The organism is Pseudomonas sp. IzPS59, assembly GCF_014863505.1.
Classification (GTDB): Bacteria; Pseudomonadota; Gammaproteobacteria; order Pseudomonadales; family Pseudomonadaceae; genus Aquipseudomonas; species Aquipseudomonas kribbensis.
Map to the genome: position 1 here is coordinate 6,142,015 of NZ_CP062251.1, position 17,920 is coordinate 6,159,934.

Here is a 17,920-nt window from a genome sequence, read left to right on the forward strand (position 1 = left end):
GTGGGCGGCGGGCATTATGCCGTTCTGCCAACCAATGACCAAATGACAACGGTTATCAGAACGTTATTTTGTGTCATGAATGAGAACATTAGCCGCAAAATCACCGCGCATCCTGCGTGAAAGTATCAAAACCGGCAAATTTGAATCGCGTGGTGCGTCACAAGTCGGAGAGAGCAGCACAAATCGCTGAGCCTGTTAAAATGCCGGCCCATTTCGTCAACGACTCCCGAATTTTCGTATGTCCCGACTCAATCCCCGGCAGCAAGAAGCCGTGAACTACGTCGGCGGCCCTCTATTGGTGCTCGCCGGTGCTGGCTCCGGCAAGACCAGCGTGATCACGCGCAAGATTGCGCACCTGATCCAGAACTGCGGCATCCGTGCCCAGTACATCGTCGCCATGACCTTCACCAACAAGGCCGCGCGCGAGATGAAGGAACGGGTCGGCACCCTGCTGCGTCCCGGCGAAGGTCGCGGCCTGACGGTCTGCACCTTCCACAACCTGGGCCTGAACATCATCCGCAAGGAACATGAACGGCTGGGCTACAAACCCGGTTTCTCGATCTTCGACGAGACCGACGTCAAGTCGCTGATGACCGACATCATGCAGAAGGAATACGCAGGCGACGACGGCGTCGACGAGATCAAGAACATGATCGGCGCCTGGAAAAACGACCTGATCCTGCCGGCCGTGGCCCTGGAAAACGCCCGCAACCCCAAGGAACAGACCGCCGCCATCGTCTACACCCACTACCAGCGCACGCTCAAGGCGTTCAACGCGGTGGACTTCGACGACCTGATCCTGCTGCCGGTGAAACTCTTCGAAGAACACGCCGACATCCTCGAAAAGTGGCAGAACAAGGTGCGCTACCTGTTGGTGGACGAATATCAGGACACCAACGCCAGCCAGTATTTGCTGGTGAAAATGCTCATCGGCAAACGCAACCAGTTCACCGTGGTGGGCGACGACGACCAGTCGATCTACGCCTGGCGCGGCGCGCGGCCGGAAAACCTGATGCTGCTCAAGGACGACTATCCGTCCCTGAAAGTGGTAATGCTGGAGCAGAACTACCGCTCCACCAGCCGCATCCTGCGCTGCGCCAACGTCCTGATCTCGAACAACCCCCACGAATTCGAAAAGCAGCTGTGGAGTGAGATGGGCCACGGTGACGAGATCCGCGTGATCCGCTGCCGCAACGAGGACGCCGAAGCCGAGCGCGTGGCCATGGAAATCCTCAGCCTGCACTTGCGCACCGACCGCCCGTACAGCGACTTCGCGATCCTCTATCGCGGCAACTACCAGGCCAAGCTGATCGAGCTGAAACTGCAGCACCACCAGGTGCCGTACCGTCTGAGCGGCGGCAACAGCTTCTTCGGGCGCCAGGAAGTGAAAGACCTGATGGCCTACTTCCGCCTGATCGTGAACCCGGACGACGACAACGCCTTCCTGCGGGTGATCAACGTGCCGCGCCGGGAAATCGGCTCGACGACCCTGGAAAAACTCGGCAACTACGCCACCGAACGCAAGATCTCGATGTACGCCGCCACCGACGAACTCGGCCTGGGCGAACATCTGGACAGCCGCTTCACCGATCGCCTGTCGCGTTTCAAGCGCTTCATGGACAAGGTGCGCGAGCAGTGCGCCGGCGAAGACCCGATCTCCGCCTTGCGCAGCATGGTCATGGACATCGACTACGAGAACTGGCTGCGCACCAACAGCTCCAGCGACAAGGCTGCGGACTACCGGATGAGCAACGTCTGGTTCCTGATCGAAGCCTTGAAGAACACCCTGGAAAAAGACGAAGACGGCGAAATGACCGTCGAGGACGCCATCGGCAAACTCGTCCTGCGTGACATGCTGGAACGTCAGCAGGAAGAAGAGGACGGCGCCGAAGGCGTGCAGATGATGACCCTGCATGCGTCCAAGGGTCTGGAATTCCCTTACGTGTTCATCATGGGCATGGAAGAGGAAATCCTCCCGCACCGCTCCAGTATCGAAGCCGACACCATCGAAGAAGAACGCCGCCTGGCTTACGTGGGCATTACCCGCGCGCGCCAGACCCTCGCGTTCACCTTCGCCGCCAAGCGCAAACAGTACGGCGAGATCATCGACTGCGCGCCCAGCCGCTTCCTCGATGAGCTGCCGCCGGACGACCTGGCCTGGGAAGGCAACGACGACACACCGACCGAAGTCAAAGCCGTGCGGGGCAACAGCGCATTGGCTGATATACGCGCGATGTTAAAGCGCTAGAATTGACCACTTTTTACTAGACCTTCGGCGCACAAAGCGCCAAATGAGGACAGCTTCATGGAAGCATTGCACCAGAAAATCCGCGAACAAGGCATCGTGCTTTCCGACCAGGTCCTGAAGGTCGACGCCTTCCTGAACCACCAGATCGACCCGGCCCTGATGAAGCTGATCGGCGACGAATTCGCCTCGCTGTTCAAGGATTCCGGCATCACCAAGATCGTCACCATCGAAGCGTCGGGCATCGCCCCGGCGATCATGACGGGCCTGAACCTCGGCGTGCCGGTGATTTTCGCCCGCAAGCAACAGTCCCTGACCCTGACTGAAAACCTGCTGTCGGCGACCGTCTACTCGTTCACCAAGAAGACCGAAAGCACCGTGGCCATCTCCCCGCGTCACCTGACCAGCAGCGATCGCGTGCTGATCATCGACGACTTCCTGGCCAACGGTAAGGCGTCCCAGGCACTGATCTCGATCATCAAGCAGGCCGGCGCCACCGTCGCGGGCCTGGGCATCGTGATCGAGAAGTCGTTCCAGGGCGGCCGTGCGGAGCTGGATTCCCAGGGATACCGCGTCGAGTCGCTGGCTCGCGTGAAATCACTGAAGGACGGCGTGGTTACTTTCATCGAGTAATCGCTGAAAGGCCCAAGCTTGCCGCCGCATCCATGGATGCGGCGGATGCTACTGCGCGGTGGCCTTCAGGCCAGTGAGCAACAACCGCTGAAACAGGTCTTCCTTCAGGCCTTCCGGGTGGGTGAGCTGCATGCGCGCCAGATGCTCCGGATACAGCGAAGCCTCCGGCGCATCCAGCGCTGCCTTGCCCAGCTCCAGAATCTCCGTCAGTTTGAACTTGCTCTTGAGCCAGTTCAGCGCCCGCAGCAGATCCTTCTCGACCTCATTGAAATCGCAGCCCAGCGGATACTCCGGAAACAGGTTCGGATGCCGTGCGGCAATCGCCTGCAAACGTTGCGGGGTGTTGTCGGTAAAGCGCGGATCGAGGCGGAAATCCTTCGGCAATTTGCCGACCTTCTGCGCCTGCTCGATCAGGCCCTGCTGGAAGCGTGAGTCGCTGATGTTGAGCAACGCTTCGATCACCACCGCATCGGACTTGCCGCGCAAATCGGCAATGCCGTACTCGGTCACCACGATATCGCGCAGGTGCCGTGGAATCGTGCAGTGGCCATATTCCCAGACAATGTTCGAACTGACATCGCCGCCGGATTCGCGCCAACTGCGCAGCAACAGAATCGACCGCGCATCGTGCAGCGCATGGCCCTGGGCGACGAAGTTGTATTGCCCGCCGACGCCGCTGAGCACTCGCCCGTCCTGCAGTTGATCCGCTACACCCGCACCCAGCAGGGTCATGGTGAACACGGTGTTGATGAACCGCGCATCAAGACGCTGCAAGCGTTTGAGTTCTTCCTGACCGTACAGCTCGTTGATGTAGCTGATGCGGGTCATGTTGAATTCAAGACGTTTGCTGTGGGGCAGCTCGCGCAGGCGCTCATAGAAACTGCGCGGCCCGAGGAAGAAGCCACCGTGCACTGATATGCCGTCGGTCTGTGCCGCCTCGTCGAGGGTGCCGGCGTTGGCCTGTTCCTGAGTCTGCACGTCCGGATAGACCTTGCGCCGGATGATCCCCGCGTCCGCCAGTACCAGCAGGCCGTTGACGAACATTTCGCTACAGCCGTAAAGGCCCTTGGCGAATGGCTCGATACCGCCTTCGCGTTCGATCAGTTGCGCCCACTGGCTGAGATTCACATCGGCCAGCAACTCACGATACCCGCTATTGTCGGCCTGACGCGCCAGCAACGCGGCGGTCAGCGCATCCCCCATCGAACCGATGCCGATCTGCAAGGTGCCGCCATCGCGCACCAGCGTACTGGCGTGCAAACCGATGAAGTGATCCTGAAACCCGACGGGCATGTTCGGTGTGGAAAACAGCGTGCTGCTGTCCTTCTCGTCGATCAGCAGGTCGAAGGTGTCGATATCGACTTCGGCGTCGCCCGGCATGTACGGCAACTCGGTGTGCACCTGGCCGACCAGCAGGATCGTCTCCCCCGCTGCGCGGCGCTTGGCAATCATCGGGAGCAGATCAAGGGTGATGTCAGGGTTGCAGCTCAGGCTCAGACGGTCGGGATGTTCGCTGCTGCTGGCGAGCAACTGCGCCACCAGGTTCAGCCCGGCGGCGTTGATGTCGCGGGCGGCGTGGCTGTAGTTGCTGCTGACGTAATCCTGCTGGGCCGATGCGCTGTTGAGCAGGCTGCCGGGCTGCATGAAGAATTGCTCGATGCGGATGTTCGCCGGAAGGCTGTCGCGACGCAGGTCAGCAAGGAAATCCAGTTCCGGATAATCGCCGAACACCCGCTCGACGAAGGGTTCGATGAAGCGCTTCTGTAAACCATCGCCCAACGCAGGACGGCCGAGGCACAGGGCGGTGTAGATCGTCAGTTGCCGCTCGGGCAATCCGGCAACCCGCCGGTACAGCGCGTTGACGAAGGGATTGGGTTTGCCCAGCCCCAGCGGCAGACCCATGTGGATGTGCGCCGGCAACCGTGCCAGCACGTCGTCCACTGCCTGTTCGATCGAACACAACTGCACCATCTGAAGCCTCCTGCCCGTTCCGTGAATAGAGGTAGGACCGAGATTGCCGGGGATTTACTTCCGAGGGAAGACGACTAAAGAAGAAAACCTTAAAAGAGTTCGATTCGCCAAACCTGCGACCTGGTTGCCGAGACCAAAAGAAAATCTTTAGACATAACAATTAACTATCAGAGCCTGAAGAATTGCCTCACGAACTAAAAGATATTTTCCTACGCCACACCGAATTCAATCATTCAGTACTACAGGACGCGTCTGAATTGAAGTTATTTCAGGCCCCGCTAGGATTAGTAACGTAACACTTCAATACCAACGCCCTACAGGCAAATACCAACTCACGCCAAGGCTTAATTATGGAAATCGACTTCCTGGCAATCCATCGTGCCCGGGCACGTGTTTTGTGGAATTCCTAAAACCATGAAAAACAACTTGATAATTTTCTGCTTTGGTGTGGGCATTTCAATTGCAACGAGCGCACCACCCTATTTAATTGGCAACTCAATTAATTTGCATCTAGCAAGCGACAACTTATATTTATATGCACTTGCAAGCGCTTCACTGTTCATCATCATCACTCCGCCATTAAAATTGGCAGCTAATATCTATATCCAAAGAACCACTTCCAATACAAGATATATTTTAAAAAAGACAATCCTGACTTATTTACTAAACACACGCCTCCAAACCAAAAGGAAATTAGGCGAGCGGATCGAGCTAATTGATGGCGATGTCGACGGCTCGACCTATCTATATCATTCCGTTTATTTTGATATTTCACTAAACGGCAGCATCATTATCGCTGCGCTCGTGATAACTGCCCTTTATCATCCACTTCTGGCGCTCGCACCGCTTAGCGGCCTCCTTTATGCTACTGCAGCATATTTTTTGACTCGAAGAAACAGCTACTCATTATTTTCTGACTATATTCAAAAAAACACTACAACAATCGGCAACATTTGTGAGCATTTATATGACGCAACACCCTACGCCGACAGGCTTGAACTCGACATAAAAAATGTAAAACGCCTCGCTTTTCGCTCCAGTCTCAAAGCATCAACTTTCGAGTCAGTTTCAGGCTCATGTTATCCGGTAGCGATGTTAGTTTTATTCTTGGTATCGACCCATCTGCTAAGGTCCGGCGATTCGAGTATAGGCGCTATTTTTGCCTCAACCATCTATCTTGAGCGCGTACTGAGCCCGACGATGTCACTTATATCAATTTACTACTCAAGCAGAGAGGCATCTTATAGACGAAGTCGAATTCGCAGCTACGAACTACAGAATGAGGGACATTGAACTATGTTTATATGTCTACGAAATAACCTGGCCTTGTTTTTGCTTTCTGTTACTTGCCTAACGTTGGCAGCCACCTGTCAATTGCTAATACCATCAGTCGTCGCAAAGAGCCTAACTGCTCTCACCAGTGGTGCTATTCGCGCTGAACTGTACTGGATCCTTATCGCTATTTTTTTAACCAAGCTGTCAACGCAAACCCTGGGCAGCTCCTTGGCAACACTCATAGAAGCGAGATCTCGTTTTATGCTTATCGATTTTATCGTGCATGATGAGCGCCCCTCTCCATTATGGTCTCGCGTAACGATGATAAAAGAGGATGCCGAGAAAATCGCTTCTGTCATTCATGACTCAATTCATTTTATCGGCACTTGCATTTTGACATTTTCCACAGCCTATATCCTGTTTAAGGAAAACGTTTACTTCCTCCTACCCATTGCATCCATTGTCACATTGACGTGTGTGCAATTGAGGTTTGCGAAGCCTGTAATCCAGCGATTATATGAAGCAGAAATGTCGAAGGAAGAGTTGTACAAGGAGTCGCTCATTAATACTTTCAACGCATCCAGTGACGGCGAGCGAAGTAAAATTCAGCTTGCCAGGAGCTGTGGATATTTGAATGACACTGTACGAGCACGTTACAAGTTTCAAAAAGCAAGCACCCTACAGTCCTTCTGGCCGGAAATGGCTATCTCGGCAGGGACTGTATCGGTCATTTTTTTCAGCGCCACTGCCACACCGGAACTACTCGGCGAGCGCCTCATTGCCTGTCTTGGCTATATCGGAATTTTTGCCATGGCTAGCACGACTTCGATAAGACTAGGAATAGCGATGATTGGAGTAAAGGTATCCTTGAATAGAATCTTCAGAGGGTATCGATATGAATGATTTATTTATCCAGCAAATACGTCTGAAGCCAGGTATGACGACGGTTGACTGTTTACGCGGCCTATTCCCGCTTGAATTCAGCAGTTCCATAACTGTTTTTATCGGAGAAAATGGCTCAGGGAAATCTACTTTACTTGAAGCTCTCGCCATCAAATTGGGTTGCAACCCAGAAGGCGGTGGGAAGAATTTTAATTTCTCGACCGAGAACACCCACTCGAATCTGCACGAAACCCTGACGCTTTCAAAAGGCTACCGAAAGGAGAAGGACGTTTTTTTCTACAGAGCAGAAACCTTCTATAACTTGAACACTGCGATCCGCAAGCTTGACGCAGAGGCGAGCTTTGATCCCGAAATAAAAACCTACTACGGCGGCGGGGATATGCATTGCATGTCGCACGGTGAAGCAATGGAGGCGCTGTTTCAAAACCGATTCAAAGCCCAGGGACTGTACGTTCTCGATGAACCGGAAGCGTCGTTATCCCCATTGAGGCAATTGGTGTTTATCAACCGAGTAATGGAGCTATCGAGTAAGGGTGCACAGTTCATCATCGCCACTCACTCACCGCTCATTATGTCGATCCCGGGATGTGATCTGAGACAGATTTCGGAAGGGCGCTCCGAAGCAATAGCCCCGGCAGATACTGATGCTTATGCGGTGTACAAAGCCGTGCTGAATTCTTCCGGTGCCTTTATCGCGAAAAGCACACAGTGATATTGCAGACAAAAAAACCGTCCGAAGACGGTTTTTTTCGTCAGAAGCGCGGCTTATTTCAGGCCGGACATCTTCTGGATCGCGCCCTTCAGCTCGTCATCCGAGCAATCGGCGCAGGTGCCTTTCGGAGGCATCGAGTTCAGGCCGGTGATGGCTTTGGCCAGCAGGCCGTCGAGGCCGCCCTGGTGATCGGCACGGTCTTTCCAGGCTGCCGCGTCACCGATTTTCGGTGCGCCCAGCAGGCCGGTGCCGTGGCAAGCGTTGCAATGTTTGGCAATCACTTCGTCCGGCGTCTTGGCGCCGCCACCGCCGCCTGCCGAAGCAGCGACTTCCATCCCCTTGCATTCTTGCCCTTGAACACACACCTGGCCGACAGGCTCGAGGCGTTTGGCAATGTCGTCATTCGTCGCAGCTTGAGCGCTGACAGCCCAGAGGGCCAGTACGGTTGCTGGTGCAGCCAGCATTTTCATAATTAGATTCACGCGTTCACCCTCAATGGTGGCTATTCACGCCTGCGGCCACGGTTCGCAGGCGGGCGCAAGTATAGCGGGTAGCCCGCCACACTGAAACAACCCCAAAGTTAAAGGGGTCTTGTTGCGCATCGGTCAAACAGTCCGGACACCTTTGCCGCATTGGCCTGGCGTCTCTCGGTTTAAAAGTTCGCCGGCGTGGCTGCGCTGATTAGTCGCGCCGGTGCGTCGAACGGATTACGGAAACGATGCGGCTTGGTACTTTCAAAGTAGTAGCTGTCGCCGGCTTCGAGGATAAAAGTTTCAAGGCCCACTACCAGCTCCAGTCGCCCTTCCACCAGAATCCCGGTTTCCTCGCCTTCATGGGTGAGCATTTCTTCGCCAGTGTCGGCGCCCGGCGGATAGATTTCGTTGAGGAATGCGATGGCCCGGCTCGGGTGCGCACGACCGACCAGTTTCATGGTCACGGCGCCGTCTGAAATGTCGATCAGCTCGTTGGCCTTGTAGACGATCTGGGTCGGTTTTTCCTGGAGGATCTCTTCGGAAAAGAACTCGACCATGGACATGGGAATCCCGCCCAGCACCTTCCTCAGCGAACTGATCGAAGGGCTGACGCTGTTCTTTTCGATCATCGAAATGGTGCTGTTGGTGACGCCCGCACGCTTGGCGAGTTCACGCTGGGAAAGCCCTTTGAGCTTGCGGATCGATTGCAGTCGTTCACCGACGTCCAAGGCTTGGGCCTCCTGAGTGTTGTAGAAATATTGAGCGTTATCATGGCGACAGCGTTCAGTATTTACAACACTTGGGCCCGGCCCGGGCTTCAACCCTCGGAATAGAGCCTTGGCACCCGACGCAGGTTGCAGAAAATCTGGTACGGAATGGTGTCCGCCCACTTCGCCACGTCGCTGGCGAGGATGTTCTTGCCCCATAGCTCGACGGTCGAACCCAGGCCTGCTTCCGGCACGTCGGTCAGGTCGATGCAGAGCATGTCCATCGAAACCCGGCCCAATATGCGACTGCGCTTGCCGGCCACCAGCACCGGGGTGCCGGTCGGCGCCTGGCGCGGATAACCGTCGGCGTAACCCATGGCGACCACCCCGATGCGCATCGGTTTGTCGGTGATGAATTTCGCGCCGTAGCCCACCGGCTCGCCGGCCGGCAGTTCGCGCACGCTGATGACTTTCGATTCCAGGGTCATTACCGGTTGCAGGCGCTCGGCCACGGCGTTGGCTTCTTCGAACGGAGTGGCGCCGTAGAGCATGATGCCCGGGCGCACCCAGTCGCTGTGAATCTGCGGCCAGCCGAGCACTGCCGGCGAATTGCGCAGGCTGACTTCGGCCGCCAGGCCCTGACGCGCAGCCTCGAACACGGCAACCTGATCGGCACTGCTTTGCTCGTGCAGCTCATCGGCCCGGGCGAAGTGGCTCATCAACACGACTTTCGCCACTTTGCCGCTGGCCAGCAGACGCTGGTAAGCCGACGGGTAATCCTTCGGATGCAGGCCGACGCGGTGCATGCCCGAATCGAGCTTCAGCCACACGGTGATCGGTTTGCTCAACGCCGCCTGCTCGATGGCTTCGAGTTGCCACAGCGAATGCACCACGCACCAGAAATCATGCTCGACGATCAGCGCCAGCTCATCGGCCTCGAAAAAGCCTTCGAGCAACAGCACCGGCGCACGAATCCCGGCGGCACGCAGCTCCAGCGCTTCTTCGATACACGCCACCGCAAAGCCGTCCGCTTCAGCCTCCAGCGCCTGGGCGCAACGCACTGCGCCATGGCCGTAGGCGTCGGCCTTGATCACCGCCAGTGCCTTGGCACCGGTGACTTCACGGGCGATACGGTAGTTGTGACGCAGGGCTTCTAGATCGATCAGGGCACGGGCAGGACGCATGGCAGCAGACTTCTTGGCGGTCATGGGAATAAAAACCGGCGCTGGCTGACGACGTGAACCGCCAACAGCACCGGGAGAGGGATCTTTACAACGGTTTACGGCAAGGCGGCGACGATGGAGATCTCGACCAGAATGCTCGGCTTGGCCATCTTCGCTTCGACGGTGGCGCGGGCCGGGGCGGCGCCTTTGGGCAGCCACTGGTCCCACACCGAGTTCATCCCGGCGAAGTGCGCCTCGATGTCGTTCAGGTAGATCGTCGCCGACAGCAGATGCTGTTTGTCAGTCCCGGCCAGATCCAGCAGACGCTCGATATTGGCGAGCACGTCGCGGGTCTGCTGTTCAACCCCGGCGTTGAAGTCGTCACCGACCTGCCCGGCCAGATACACGATGCCGTTGTGGCTGACGATCTGACTCATGCGCTCATTGGTGAGCTGGCGCTGGATTGCCATGCTTTGCGGACTCCTGGGTCTTGTTGCCATAACGGGAAATATCGAGGCCTTCGGCGCTGATCTGCGGCTTTTTCTTCGCCATCAGGTCAGCCAGCAAGCGACCGGAGCCGCACGCCATGGTCCAGCCGAGAGTGCCGTGACCGGTGTTCAGGAACAGGTTCTTGAACGGGGTGGCGCCGACGATCGGGGTGCCGTCCGGTGTGGTTGGACGCAGGCCGGTCCAGAAACTCGCTTCGGCCAGATTGCCGCCCTGAGGATAAAGGTCGTTGACGATCATCTCCAGGGTTTCGCGCCGACGCGGGTTCAGCGACAGGTCAAAACCGGCGATCTCCGCCATGCCGCCAACGCGGATGCGGTTGTCGAAACGGGTGATCGCGACCTTGTAGGTCTCGTCGAGAATGGTCGAAGTCGGGGCCATGGCCGGATTGGTGATCGGCACGGTCAGCGAGTAGCCCTTCAACGGATACACCGGGGCCTTGATGCCCAGCGGCTTGAGCAGTTGCGGCGAGTAGCTGCCGAGGGCCAGCACGTAGCGGTCGGCGGTTTCCAGCTTGGCGTCGATCCACACGCCGTTGATGCGGTCACCGGCGAAGTCGAGGCGCTGGATGTCCTGGCCAAAACGGAATTCCACACCCAGGTTCACCGCCATTTCGGCGAGGCGGGTGGTGAAGATCTGGCAGTCGCCGGTCTGGTCGTTCGGCAGGCGCAGGGCACCGGCGAGGATGTCGGTGACGCTGGCCAAGGCCGGCTCGACGCGGGCAATGCCGGCGCGGTCGAGGACTTCGAACGGTACGCCGGACTCTTTCAGAACGGCGATGTCTTTGGCGGCGCCATCAAGCTGCGCCTGGGTGCGGAACAGCTGGGTGGTACCCAGGCTGCGGCCTTCGTAGGCAATGCCGGTTTCGGCGCGCAATTCGTCGAGGCAGTCGCGGCTGTACTCGGACAGACGCACCATGCGCTCCTTGTTCACCGCGTAACGGTTTGCGGTGCAGTTGCGCAGCATCTGCGCCATCCACAGGTACTGGTCGATGTCGGCGGTGGCTTTGATCGCCAGCGGCGCGTGGCGTTGCAGCAGCCACTTGATGGCCTTGAGCGGAACGCCCGGCGCGGCCCACGGCGAGGCATAGCCCGGCGAGACCTGGCCTGCGTTGGCGAAACTGGTCTCCATGGCCGCGGCTGGCTGCCGGTCGACCACCACCACTTCAAACCCGGCACGGGCCAGATAGTAAGCACTGGCGGTACCGATGACGCCGCTACCCAAGACCATAACGCGCATTTTTGTATCCCTCTCGCGGCGTGCCGCGTACGTCTGTTGTTAGAGCAATGATGCGCGCAGTGTAAAAAAGATTCGCCAGTGCTTTTCACTGTATAAGCGCCTATATTTGGCGACAATTCTCGGCAAAAACCCTTTTCACGGAGGCGCATCCCCTATGCGTACCAACACTCAGACCAAACGTGAGCTGGACAAGATCGACCGCAACATCTTGCGGATCCTGCAGGCGGACGGGCGGATTTCATTCACCGAACTGGGCGAGAAGGTCGGGCTCTCCACCACGCCGTGTACAGAGCGGGTGCGGCGCCTGGAGCGCGAGGGGATCATCATGGGCTACAACGCCCGGCTGAATCCGCAGCACTTGAAAGGCAGCCTGCTGGTGTTCGTCGAGATCAGCCTCGACTACAAATCCGGCGATACTTTCGAAGAGTTCCGACGCGCGGTGCTGAAATTGCCCCACGTGCTGGAATGCCACCTGGTGTCAGGGGATTTCGACTATCTGGTGAAGGCGCGGATTTCCGAGATGGCCTCGTACCGCAAGCTGCTGGGCGACATCCTGCTCAAGCTGCCGCACGTACGCGAATCCAAGAGCTACATCGTGATGGAAGAAGTGAAAGAGAGCCTGAGCCTGCCGATTCCGGATTGATCGCTCAGACCAGCACCTGCCGGTTTTCGGCCATGTATTCGAACACCTGCTTCTCGACCCGTGGATGAATCAGTTCCACCGGTCGCCGGCCGTTGGGGCACGGCAAGGTCCGGGTGGTGCCGAACAACCGGCAGATCAGCGGCCGCTCGTCATACACCGTGCAGCCGTTCGGCCCCAGGTGTACGCAGTTGAGTTCTTCCATGGCCGCATCCTGCTCGGCGCGGGTCTTGCGCGGCAGGCGGGACATTTCTTCGGGCGAGGTGGTCACCGGCCCGCAGCAGTCGTGACAGCCCGGCACGCACTCGAACGTGGGAATCTGCTGACGCAGGGTGCGGATTTTTTGACTGTTGCAGCTCATTGCAGCGGTAACCGGAGCGAAATAGGCGGCAATTGTGCCGCAAAAGCCGTGATCCAGACACCACAGGCCGACCAATGTTGCCCGGCCTCGGGCCTGCGGCTTATGCTCCGTCAAATTTTCTCGACACCCGCTCAGGATGACGCCCATGAATGCCCGCGCCCAAGCCTTCGCGAGCCAACCCCACGTTGCCTCTTATTACGCCGCCAGCAGCCTGCCGCAGCCCGACCATCCGGTGCTGCAGGGTCAGCTGATCGCGGACGTGTGCGTGGTTGGCGGTGGTTTCTCCGGGCTGAACACTGCGCTGGAACTGGCAGAACGCGGCTTGAGCGTGGTGCTGCTGGAAGCGCACCGGATTGGCTGGGGCGCCAGCGGCCGCAATGGCGGGCAGCTGATTCGCGGGGTCGGTCATGGCCTCGATCAGTTCACCAACGTGATCGGCGCCGATGGCGTACGTCAGATGAAACTCATGGGGCTGGAAGCGGTGGAAATCGTCCGACAGCGCGTCGAGAAATTTCAGATCCCCTGCGACCTGACCTGGGGTTACTGCGACCTCGCCAACAAACCTTCCGACCTGGAAGGCTTTGCCGAAGACGCCGAAGAATTGCGCGGCCTCGGTTACCGCTACGAAACCCGCCTGCTGCAGGCCAACGAGATGCACACCGTGGTCGGCTCCAGACGCTACGTCGGTGGTTTGATCGACATGGGTTCCGGCCATCTGCACCCGCTGAATCTGGCACTCGGAGAAGCCGCGGCAGCGCAGCAACTCGGGGTGAAGCTGTTCGAGCAATCGGCGGTCACCCGCATCGACTACGGCCCCGAAGTCCGGGTCCATACGGCACAAGGTTCGGTGCGGGCGAAGACCCTGGTGCTGGGCTGCAACGCGTATCTCAACAATCTGAATCCACAACTCAGCGGCAAAGTGCTGCCCGCCGGCAGCTACATCATCGCCACTGAACCACTGAGCGAAGAACAGGCCCACGCCCTGCTGCCACAGAACATGGCGGTCTGCGATCAACGGGTGGCGCTGGATTACTACCGGCTCTCGGCGGACCGTCGTCTGCTGTTCGGTGGCGCCTGCCATTATTCGGGGCGAGACCCGAAAGACATCGGCGCCTACATGCGGCCGAAGATGCTGGAAGTGTTCCCGCAGCTCGCATCGGCGAAGATTGATTATCAGTGGGGCGGGATGATCGGCATCGGTGCCAACCGTCTGCCGCAGATTGGCCGGCTAAGCGATCAGCCGAACGTGTATTACGCCCAGGCCTATTCCGGCCACGGCGTGAATGCCACGCACCTGGCGGGCAAGCTGCTGGCCGAGGCCATCAGCGGTCAGCACGGCGGTGGCTTCGATCTGTTCGCCAAAGTGCCACACATCACCTTCCCCGGCGGCAGGCATCTGCGCTCGCCGTTGCTGGCACTGGGGATGTTGTGGCATCGACTGAAAGAGTTGGTTTGATGATTTTGTAGCGTCTTTGAGGCCGCCATCGCTGGCAAGCCAGCTCCCACAAGGTCTGTGGTGGACACTGATTTTGTGAACACCACCACTAATGTGGGAGCTGGCTTGCCAGCGATGAGGTCAGCAAGGACAACGAAGATTTCAGATCCGCCAGAACGGCTTCAACCCCTCCTCCAGCGCCTGTTCGCGAGTCAGCCCGACATCCTTGAGCTGCTCCGGTGTCAGGCCCAGCAACGCTTTGCGCGTGTGCAGACGATGCCAGAACAGGCCCCAGCGACTCAGGCCGGACGGCGCGTTGCGCAGCATCTCGTTGCGCGCCCTGTCCTGTTGCCCCGCCTCCAGTTCCTGACTGTGTAACGTCAGCCGCACATCGCTCAAGCCGTTCATTTTTGTCGCTCCTGTTTACTTGGGTAGCCAGAGATTCCATGATGCGCGGGCCGACAAAAGCATTACAGATTCAACAAATCTGTATTATTTCCATACAGATTTGCTGTCTCCGGGACTGAATTGTCGATTTACGCCGCATCTGTACTGGTTTTTCGAATCACCTGCATCGAGGCAGTGCCATGACCCTGTATGTGAACCTCGCCGAGTTGCTCGGCACCCGCATCGAACAAGGCTTCTACCGTCCTGGTGATCGCCTGCCGTCGGTGCGCGCCTTGAGCGTAGAACATGGGGTCAGCCTGAGCACGGTGCAGCAGGCCTATCGAATGCTGGAAGACAGCGGCCTGGCCACGCCAAAGCCCAAATCCGGGTACTTCGTGCCGGTGGGCCGCGAGTTGCCGGAGCTGCCGGCCATCGGGCGTCCGGCCCAGCGCCCGGTGGAAATTTCCCAGTGGGATCAGGTGCTGGAACTGATTCGCGCCGTGCCGCGCAAGGACGTGGTGCAACTCGGTCGCGGCATGCCGGACATCTCGTCGCCGACGATGAAACCGCTGCTGCGCGGACTGGCCCGTATCAGCCGCCGTCAGGACATGCCTGGTCTGTATTACGACAACATTCACGGCACCCTCGAACTGCGCGAACAGATCGCCCGGCTGATGCTCGATTCGGGCTGCCAGTTGAGCGCCAGTGACCTCGTCGTCACCACCGGTTGCCACGAAGCGCTGTCCACCAGCATCCACGCGATTTGCGAGCCGGGTGACATCGTCGCGGTGGACTCGCCAAGCTTTCACGGCGCCATGCAGACCCTCAAAGGGCTGGGCATGAAAGCCCTGGAAATCCCCACCGACCCGCTCACCGGCATCAGCCTCGAAGCCCTGGAACTGGCGCTGGAGCAGTGGCCGATCAAGGTCATCCAGCTCACGCCCAACTGCAACAACCCCCTTGGCTACATCATGCCGGAGTCGCGCAAACGCGCGTTGTTGACGCTGGCTCAGCGTTTCGACGTGGCGATCATCGAGGACGACGTGTATGGCGAGCTGGCCTACACCTATCCGCGCCCACGTACGATCAAATCCTTCGACGAAGACGGCCGTGTGTTGCTGTGCAGTTCGTTCTCCAAGACCCTCGCGCCGGGGCTGCGTATCGGTTGGGTCGCGCCGGGTCGATACCTCGAGCGGGTGCTGCACATGAAATACATCAGCACCGGCTCCACCGCGCCACAACCGCAGATCGCCATCGCCGAGTTTCTGAAAGCCGGGCACTTCGAACCGCATTTGCGGCGGATGCGTACGCAATACCAGCGCAATCGCGACGTGATGATCGATTGGGTGACGCGATATTTCCCGGCCGGCACTCGCGCCAGCCGTCCGCAAGGCAGCTTCATGCTCTGGGTCGAACTGCCGGAAGGTTTCGACACGCTGAAACTGAATCGGGCACTGCACGATCAGGGCGTACAGATTGCCGTCGGCAGCATTTTTTCCGCCTCCGGCAAGTACCGCAATTGCCTGCGCATGAACTACGCTGCCAAGCCGACACCGCTCATCGAAGAAGCCGTGCGCAAAGTCGGGGCGGCGGCGATCAAGCTGCTCGCTGAAGCCGACTGACCTTTTTCCAGAGACCCGCGTCCATATGCCGACCCTTGCCGCCAATCGGAACGATCCTACGTGAGCTTCAGACAGCCCCTACTCGCTCTGCTGTTACTCGCCTCGTTCCTGGGCGGTTGCGCGACCCTCGACGTGCCGCGTGAGCCAAGCCAGGCATTGCCGGCCTCTGCATCGAGTTTCGGCCGCTCGATCCAGGCCCAGGCCGCACCGTACAAAGGCCAGTCCGGCTTTCGCCTGCTGTCCAACAGCACCGAAGCCTTCACCGCCCGTGCCGAGTTGATCCGCAACGCCCAGAGCAGCCTCGATTTGCAGTACTACATCGTCCACGACGGCATCAGTACGCGGATGCTGGTGGAAGAAGTGTTGAAAGCTGCCGACCGTGGCGTGCGGGTGCGCATCCTGCTGGACGACACCACCAGCGACGGCCTCGACCTGATCATCGCCACGCTGGCGGCGCATCCGAACATCCAGATCCGCCTGTTCAATCCATTGCACCTGGGCCGCAGCACCGGCGTGACCCGCGCCGCAGGGCGGCTGTTCAACCTGTCGCAGCAACACCGGCGGATGCACAACAAACTGTGGCTGGCGGACAACAGCGCCGCCATCGTTGGCGGGCGCAACCTGGGCGACGAGTACTTCGATGCCGAGCCCAACCTGAACTTCACCGACATCGACATGCTCAGCGTCGGGCCGGTGGCCGAACAGCTCGGGCACGGCTTCGATCAGTACTGGAACAGCGCCCTGAGCAAGCCGATCGAGGAATTTCTCTCCAGCAAGCCCTCGGCCAAAGATCTGCAGAACACCCGCACGCGCCTGGAAGAGTCCCTCGAAGAAACCCGCAAACAGAACCATGCGCTGTATCAGCAGTTGATGACCTTCACTACCCATCCGCGCATGGACATCTGGCGCCGGGAGTTGATCTGGGCGTGGAACCAGGCGCTGTGGGACGCCCCGAGCAAAGTGCTGGCGGACGGCGAGCCGGATCCGCAACTGCTGCTGACCACGCAACTGGCACCGGAGCTGCGGGGCGTCAGCAAGGAGCTGATGATGATTTCCGCCTACTTCGTGCCGGGTCAGCCAGGGCTGGTTTACCTGACTGGCCGTGCCGATGCGGGTGTTTCGGTGAGTCTGCTGACCAACTCGCTGGAAGCCACCGATGTGCCAGCGGTACACGGAGGTTATGCGCCGTATCGCAAGGCACTGCTGGAACATGGCGTGAAGTTGTATGAACTGCGGCGCCAGCCTGGGGATAACTTCGGCAGCGGCCCGCACCTGTTTTACAGCAAATCGTTTCGCGGCTCGGACTCCAGCCTGCACAGCAAGGCGATGATCTTCGACGGGAAAAAGGCGTTCATCGGTTCGTTCAATTTCGACCCCCGCTCGGTGCTGTGGAACACCGAAGTCGGGGTGCTGGTGGACAGCCCCGAACTGGCTGCCCATGTACGGGAACTGGCCTTGCAGGGCATGGCGCCAGCGCTCAGTTACGAGGCAAAACTTCAGGACGGGAAAGTCGTCTGGGTCACCGAGGACAACGGTCAGATGCACACGTTGACCAAGGAACCCGGCAGCTGGTGGCGGCGCTTCAATGCGTGGTTCAGCACCACGGTGGGGCTGGAGCGGATGCTGTAGCCGTCCGCCCCGGCTTGA

The 17,920-nt window shown here is 58.7% G+C and carries 17 protein-coding genes; 9 read left to right on the top strand and 8 right to left on the bottom strand.

Annotated elements, in window-relative coordinates:
• The first annotated feature begins 238 nt into the window (after nt 1-238).
• Complete coding sequence (gene rep, locus IF189_RS27705; protein WP_085708895.1) at nt 239-2,248, top strand: DNA helicase Rep; 2,010 nt, start codon at nt 239-241, stop codon at nt 2,246-2,248.
• Between the two features lie 57 nt (nt 2,249-2,305).
• Complete coding sequence (locus tag IF189_RS27710; protein ID WP_007920398.1) at nt 2,306-2,878, top strand: xanthine phosphoribosyltransferase; 573 nt, start codon at nt 2,306-2,308, stop codon at nt 2,876-2,878.
• A gap of 48 nt (nt 2,879-2,926) precedes the next feature.
• On the opposite strand, the gene IF189_RS27715 is transcribed toward IF189_RS27710, so the two are convergent.
• On the bottom strand, nt 2,927-4,849 hold the full coding sequence (locus IF189_RS27715) for an acetyl-CoA hydrolase/transferase C-terminal domain-containing protein (protein WP_134828496.1): 1,923 nt from the start codon (nt 4,847-4,849) through the stop codon (nt 2,927-2,929).
• 414 nt (nt 4,850-5,263) lie between these two features.
• Between IF189_RS27715 and IF189_RS27720 the strand changes: the two genes are divergently transcribed.
• The 3 genes from IF189_RS27720 to IF189_RS27730 all read left to right on the top strand — a co-directional run bounded on the left by IF189_RS27720 (nt 5,264) and on the right by IF189_RS27730 (nt 7,739).
• Nucleotides 5,264-6,142 carry a hypothetical protein gene (locus IF189_RS27720; RefSeq protein ID WP_192552566.1) on the top strand — a complete coding sequence of 293 codons (879 nt, stop codon included), beginning with the start codon at nt 5,264-5,266 and terminating at the stop codon, nt 6,140-6,142.
• Nucleotides 6,143-6,385: 243 nt separating this feature from the next.
• Nucleotides 6,386-7,027 (top strand): hypothetical protein, encoded by a 642-nt coding sequence (locus IF189_RS27725; protein ID WP_134828498.1) that lies wholly within the window; start codon nt 6,386-6,388, stop codon nt 7,025-7,027.
• Nucleotides 7,020-7,739, top strand: coding sequence for an AAA family ATPase (locus IF189_RS27730; protein ID WP_134828499.1), 720 nt, complete (start codon nt 7,020-7,022; stop codon nt 7,737-7,739). Before IF189_RS27725 ends, IF189_RS27730 begins: the two co-directional genes overlap by 8 nt.
• 53 nt (nt 7,740-7,792) lie before the next feature.
• Here the strand turns inward: IF189_RS27730 and IF189_RS27735 are convergent, their stop codons facing one another.
• The 5 genes from IF189_RS27735 to dadA all read right to left on the bottom strand — a co-directional run bounded on the left by IF189_RS27735 (nt 7,793) and on the right by dadA (nt 11,828).
• On the bottom strand, nt 7,793-8,209 hold the full coding sequence (locus IF189_RS27735) for a c-type cytochrome (RefSeq protein WP_025112727.1): 417 nt from the start codon (nt 8,207-8,209) through the stop codon (nt 7,793-7,795).
• A gap of 182 nt (nt 8,210-8,391) precedes the next feature.
• Nucleotides 8,392-8,940 (bottom strand): cupin domain-containing protein, encoded by a 549-nt coding sequence (locus IF189_RS27740; RefSeq protein WP_003229444.1) that lies wholly within the window; start codon nt 8,938-8,940, stop codon nt 8,392-8,394.
• Between the two features lie 89 nt (nt 8,941-9,029).
• The gene (gene alr / locus IF189_RS27745) at nt 9,030-10,103 is read right to left on the bottom strand and encodes an alanine racemase (RefSeq protein WP_192553614.1); all 1,074 of its coding nucleotides are present in this window, start codon (nt 10,101-10,103) and stop codon (nt 9,030-9,032) included.
• A 95-nt stretch (nt 10,104-10,198) separates the two neighbouring features.
• Nucleotides 10,199-10,552, bottom strand: a complete 354-nt coding sequence (locus IF189_RS27750; protein ID WP_085708889.1) for a RidA family protein — start codon at nt 10,550-10,552, stop codon at nt 10,199-10,201.
• The gene (dadA, locus tag IF189_RS27755; RefSeq protein ID WP_192552567.1) at nt 10,524-11,828 is read right to left on the bottom strand and encodes a D-amino acid dehydrogenase; all 1,305 of its coding nucleotides are present in this window, start codon (nt 11,826-11,828) and stop codon (nt 10,524-10,526) included. Before dadA ends, IF189_RS27750 begins: the two co-directional genes overlap by 29 nt.
• A gap of 154 nt (nt 11,829-11,982) precedes the next feature.
• On the opposite strand from dadA, the gene IF189_RS27760 reads away from it, so the two are divergent.
• Nucleotides 11,983-12,471, top strand: coding sequence for an Lrp/AsnC ligand binding domain-containing protein (locus IF189_RS27760; RefSeq protein ID WP_003177284.1), 489 nt, complete (start codon nt 11,983-11,985; stop codon nt 12,469-12,471).
• A gap of 4 nt (nt 12,472-12,475) precedes the next feature.
• Here IF189_RS27760 and IF189_RS27765 read toward each other — a convergent pair whose 3' ends face one another.
• The gene (locus IF189_RS27765) at nt 12,476-12,829 is read right to left on the bottom strand and encodes a YkgJ family cysteine cluster protein (protein ID WP_085708887.1); all 354 of its coding nucleotides are present in this window, start codon (nt 12,827-12,829) and stop codon (nt 12,476-12,478) included.
• 145 nt (nt 12,830-12,974) lie between these two features.
• Between IF189_RS27765 and IF189_RS27770 the strand changes: the two genes are divergently transcribed.
• Entirely contained in the window at nt 12,975-14,285 is a 1,311-nt protein-coding gene (locus IF189_RS27770; RefSeq protein ID WP_192552568.1) for an NAD(P)/FAD-dependent oxidoreductase, read from the top strand.
• Between the two features lie 141 nt (nt 14,286-14,426).
• On the opposite strand, the gene IF189_RS27775 is transcribed toward IF189_RS27770, so the two are convergent.
• Nucleotides 14,427-14,672: a DUF1127 domain-containing protein gene (locus IF189_RS27775; RefSeq protein WP_119426800.1), complete on the bottom strand. Its 246-nt coding sequence runs from the start codon at nt 14,670-14,672 to the stop codon at nt 14,427-14,429.
• Nucleotides 14,673-14,851: 179 nt separating this feature from the next.
• Between IF189_RS27775 and IF189_RS27780 the strand changes: the two genes are divergently transcribed.
• Both IF189_RS27780 and IF189_RS27785 read left to right on the top strand, forming a co-directional pair.
• A complete protein-coding gene (locus IF189_RS27780; RefSeq protein WP_114886319.1) occupies nt 14,852-16,273 on the top strand; it encodes a PLP-dependent aminotransferase family protein in 1,422 nt (473 codons plus the stop codon).
• A gap of 60 nt (nt 16,274-16,333) precedes the next feature.
• The gene (locus IF189_RS27785; protein WP_134828501.1) at nt 16,334-17,902 is read left to right on the top strand and encodes a phospholipase D family protein; all 1,569 of its coding nucleotides are present in this window, start codon (nt 16,334-16,336) and stop codon (nt 17,900-17,902) included.
• Nucleotides 17,903-17,920: the final 18 nt, after the last annotated feature.

Excerpts from the sequence above, each read along its gene's own strand:
- rep (WP_085708895.1), top strand. The coding sequence starts at position 239 with ATGTCCCGACTCAATCCCCGGCAGCAAGAAGCCGTGAACTACGTCGGC.
- IF189_RS27780 (WP_114886319.1), top strand. The coding sequence starts at position 14,852 with ATGACCCTGTATGTGAACCTCGCCGAGTTGCTCGGCACCCGCATCGAA.
- IF189_RS27730 (WP_134828499.1), top strand. The coding sequence starts at position 7,020 with ATGAATGATTTATTTATCCAGCAAATACGTCTGAAGCCAGGTATGACG.
- IF189_RS27715 (WP_134828496.1), bottom strand. The coding sequence starts at position 4,849 with ATGGTGCAGTTGTGTTCGATCGAACAGGCAGTGGACGACGTGCTGGCA.
- dadA (WP_192552567.1), bottom strand. The coding sequence starts at position 11,828 with ATGCGCGTTATGGTCTTGGGTAGCGGCGTCATCGGTACCGCCAGTGCT.
- IF189_RS27720 (WP_192552566.1), top strand. The coding sequence starts at position 5,264 with ATGAAAAACAACTTGATAATTTTCTGCTTTGGTGTGGGCATTTCAATT.
- alr (WP_192553614.1), bottom strand. The coding sequence starts at position 10,103 with ATGCGTCCTGCCCGTGCCCTGATCGATCTAGAAGCCCTGCGTCACAAC.
- IF189_RS27765 (WP_085708887.1), bottom strand. The coding sequence starts at position 12,829 with ATGAGCTGCAACAGTCAAAAAATCCGCACCCTGCGTCAGCAGATTCCC.
- IF189_RS27735 (WP_025112727.1), bottom strand. The coding sequence starts at position 8,209 with ATGAAAATGCTGGCTGCACCAGCAACCGTACTGGCCCTCTGGGCTGTC.
- IF189_RS27760 (WP_003177284.1), top strand. The coding sequence starts at position 11,983 with ATGCGTACCAACACTCAGACCAAACGTGAGCTGGACAAGATCGACCGC.
- IF189_RS27770 (WP_192552568.1), top strand. The coding sequence starts at position 12,975 with ATGAATGCCCGCGCCCAAGCCTTCGCGAGCCAACCCCACGTTGCCTCT.
- IF189_RS27775 (WP_119426800.1), bottom strand. The coding sequence starts at position 14,672 with ATGAACGGCTTGAGCGATGTGCGGCTGACGTTACACAGTCAGGAACTG.
- IF189_RS27750 (WP_085708889.1), bottom strand. The coding sequence starts at position 10,552 with ATGGCAATCCAGCGCCAGCTCACCAATGAGCGCATGAGTCAGATCGTC.
- IF189_RS27725 (WP_134828498.1), top strand. The coding sequence starts at position 6,386 with ATGCTTATCGATTTTATCGTGCATGATGAGCGCCCCTCTCCATTATGG.
- IF189_RS27710 (WP_007920398.1), top strand. The coding sequence starts at position 2,306 with ATGGAAGCATTGCACCAGAAAATCCGCGAACAAGGCATCGTGCTTTCC.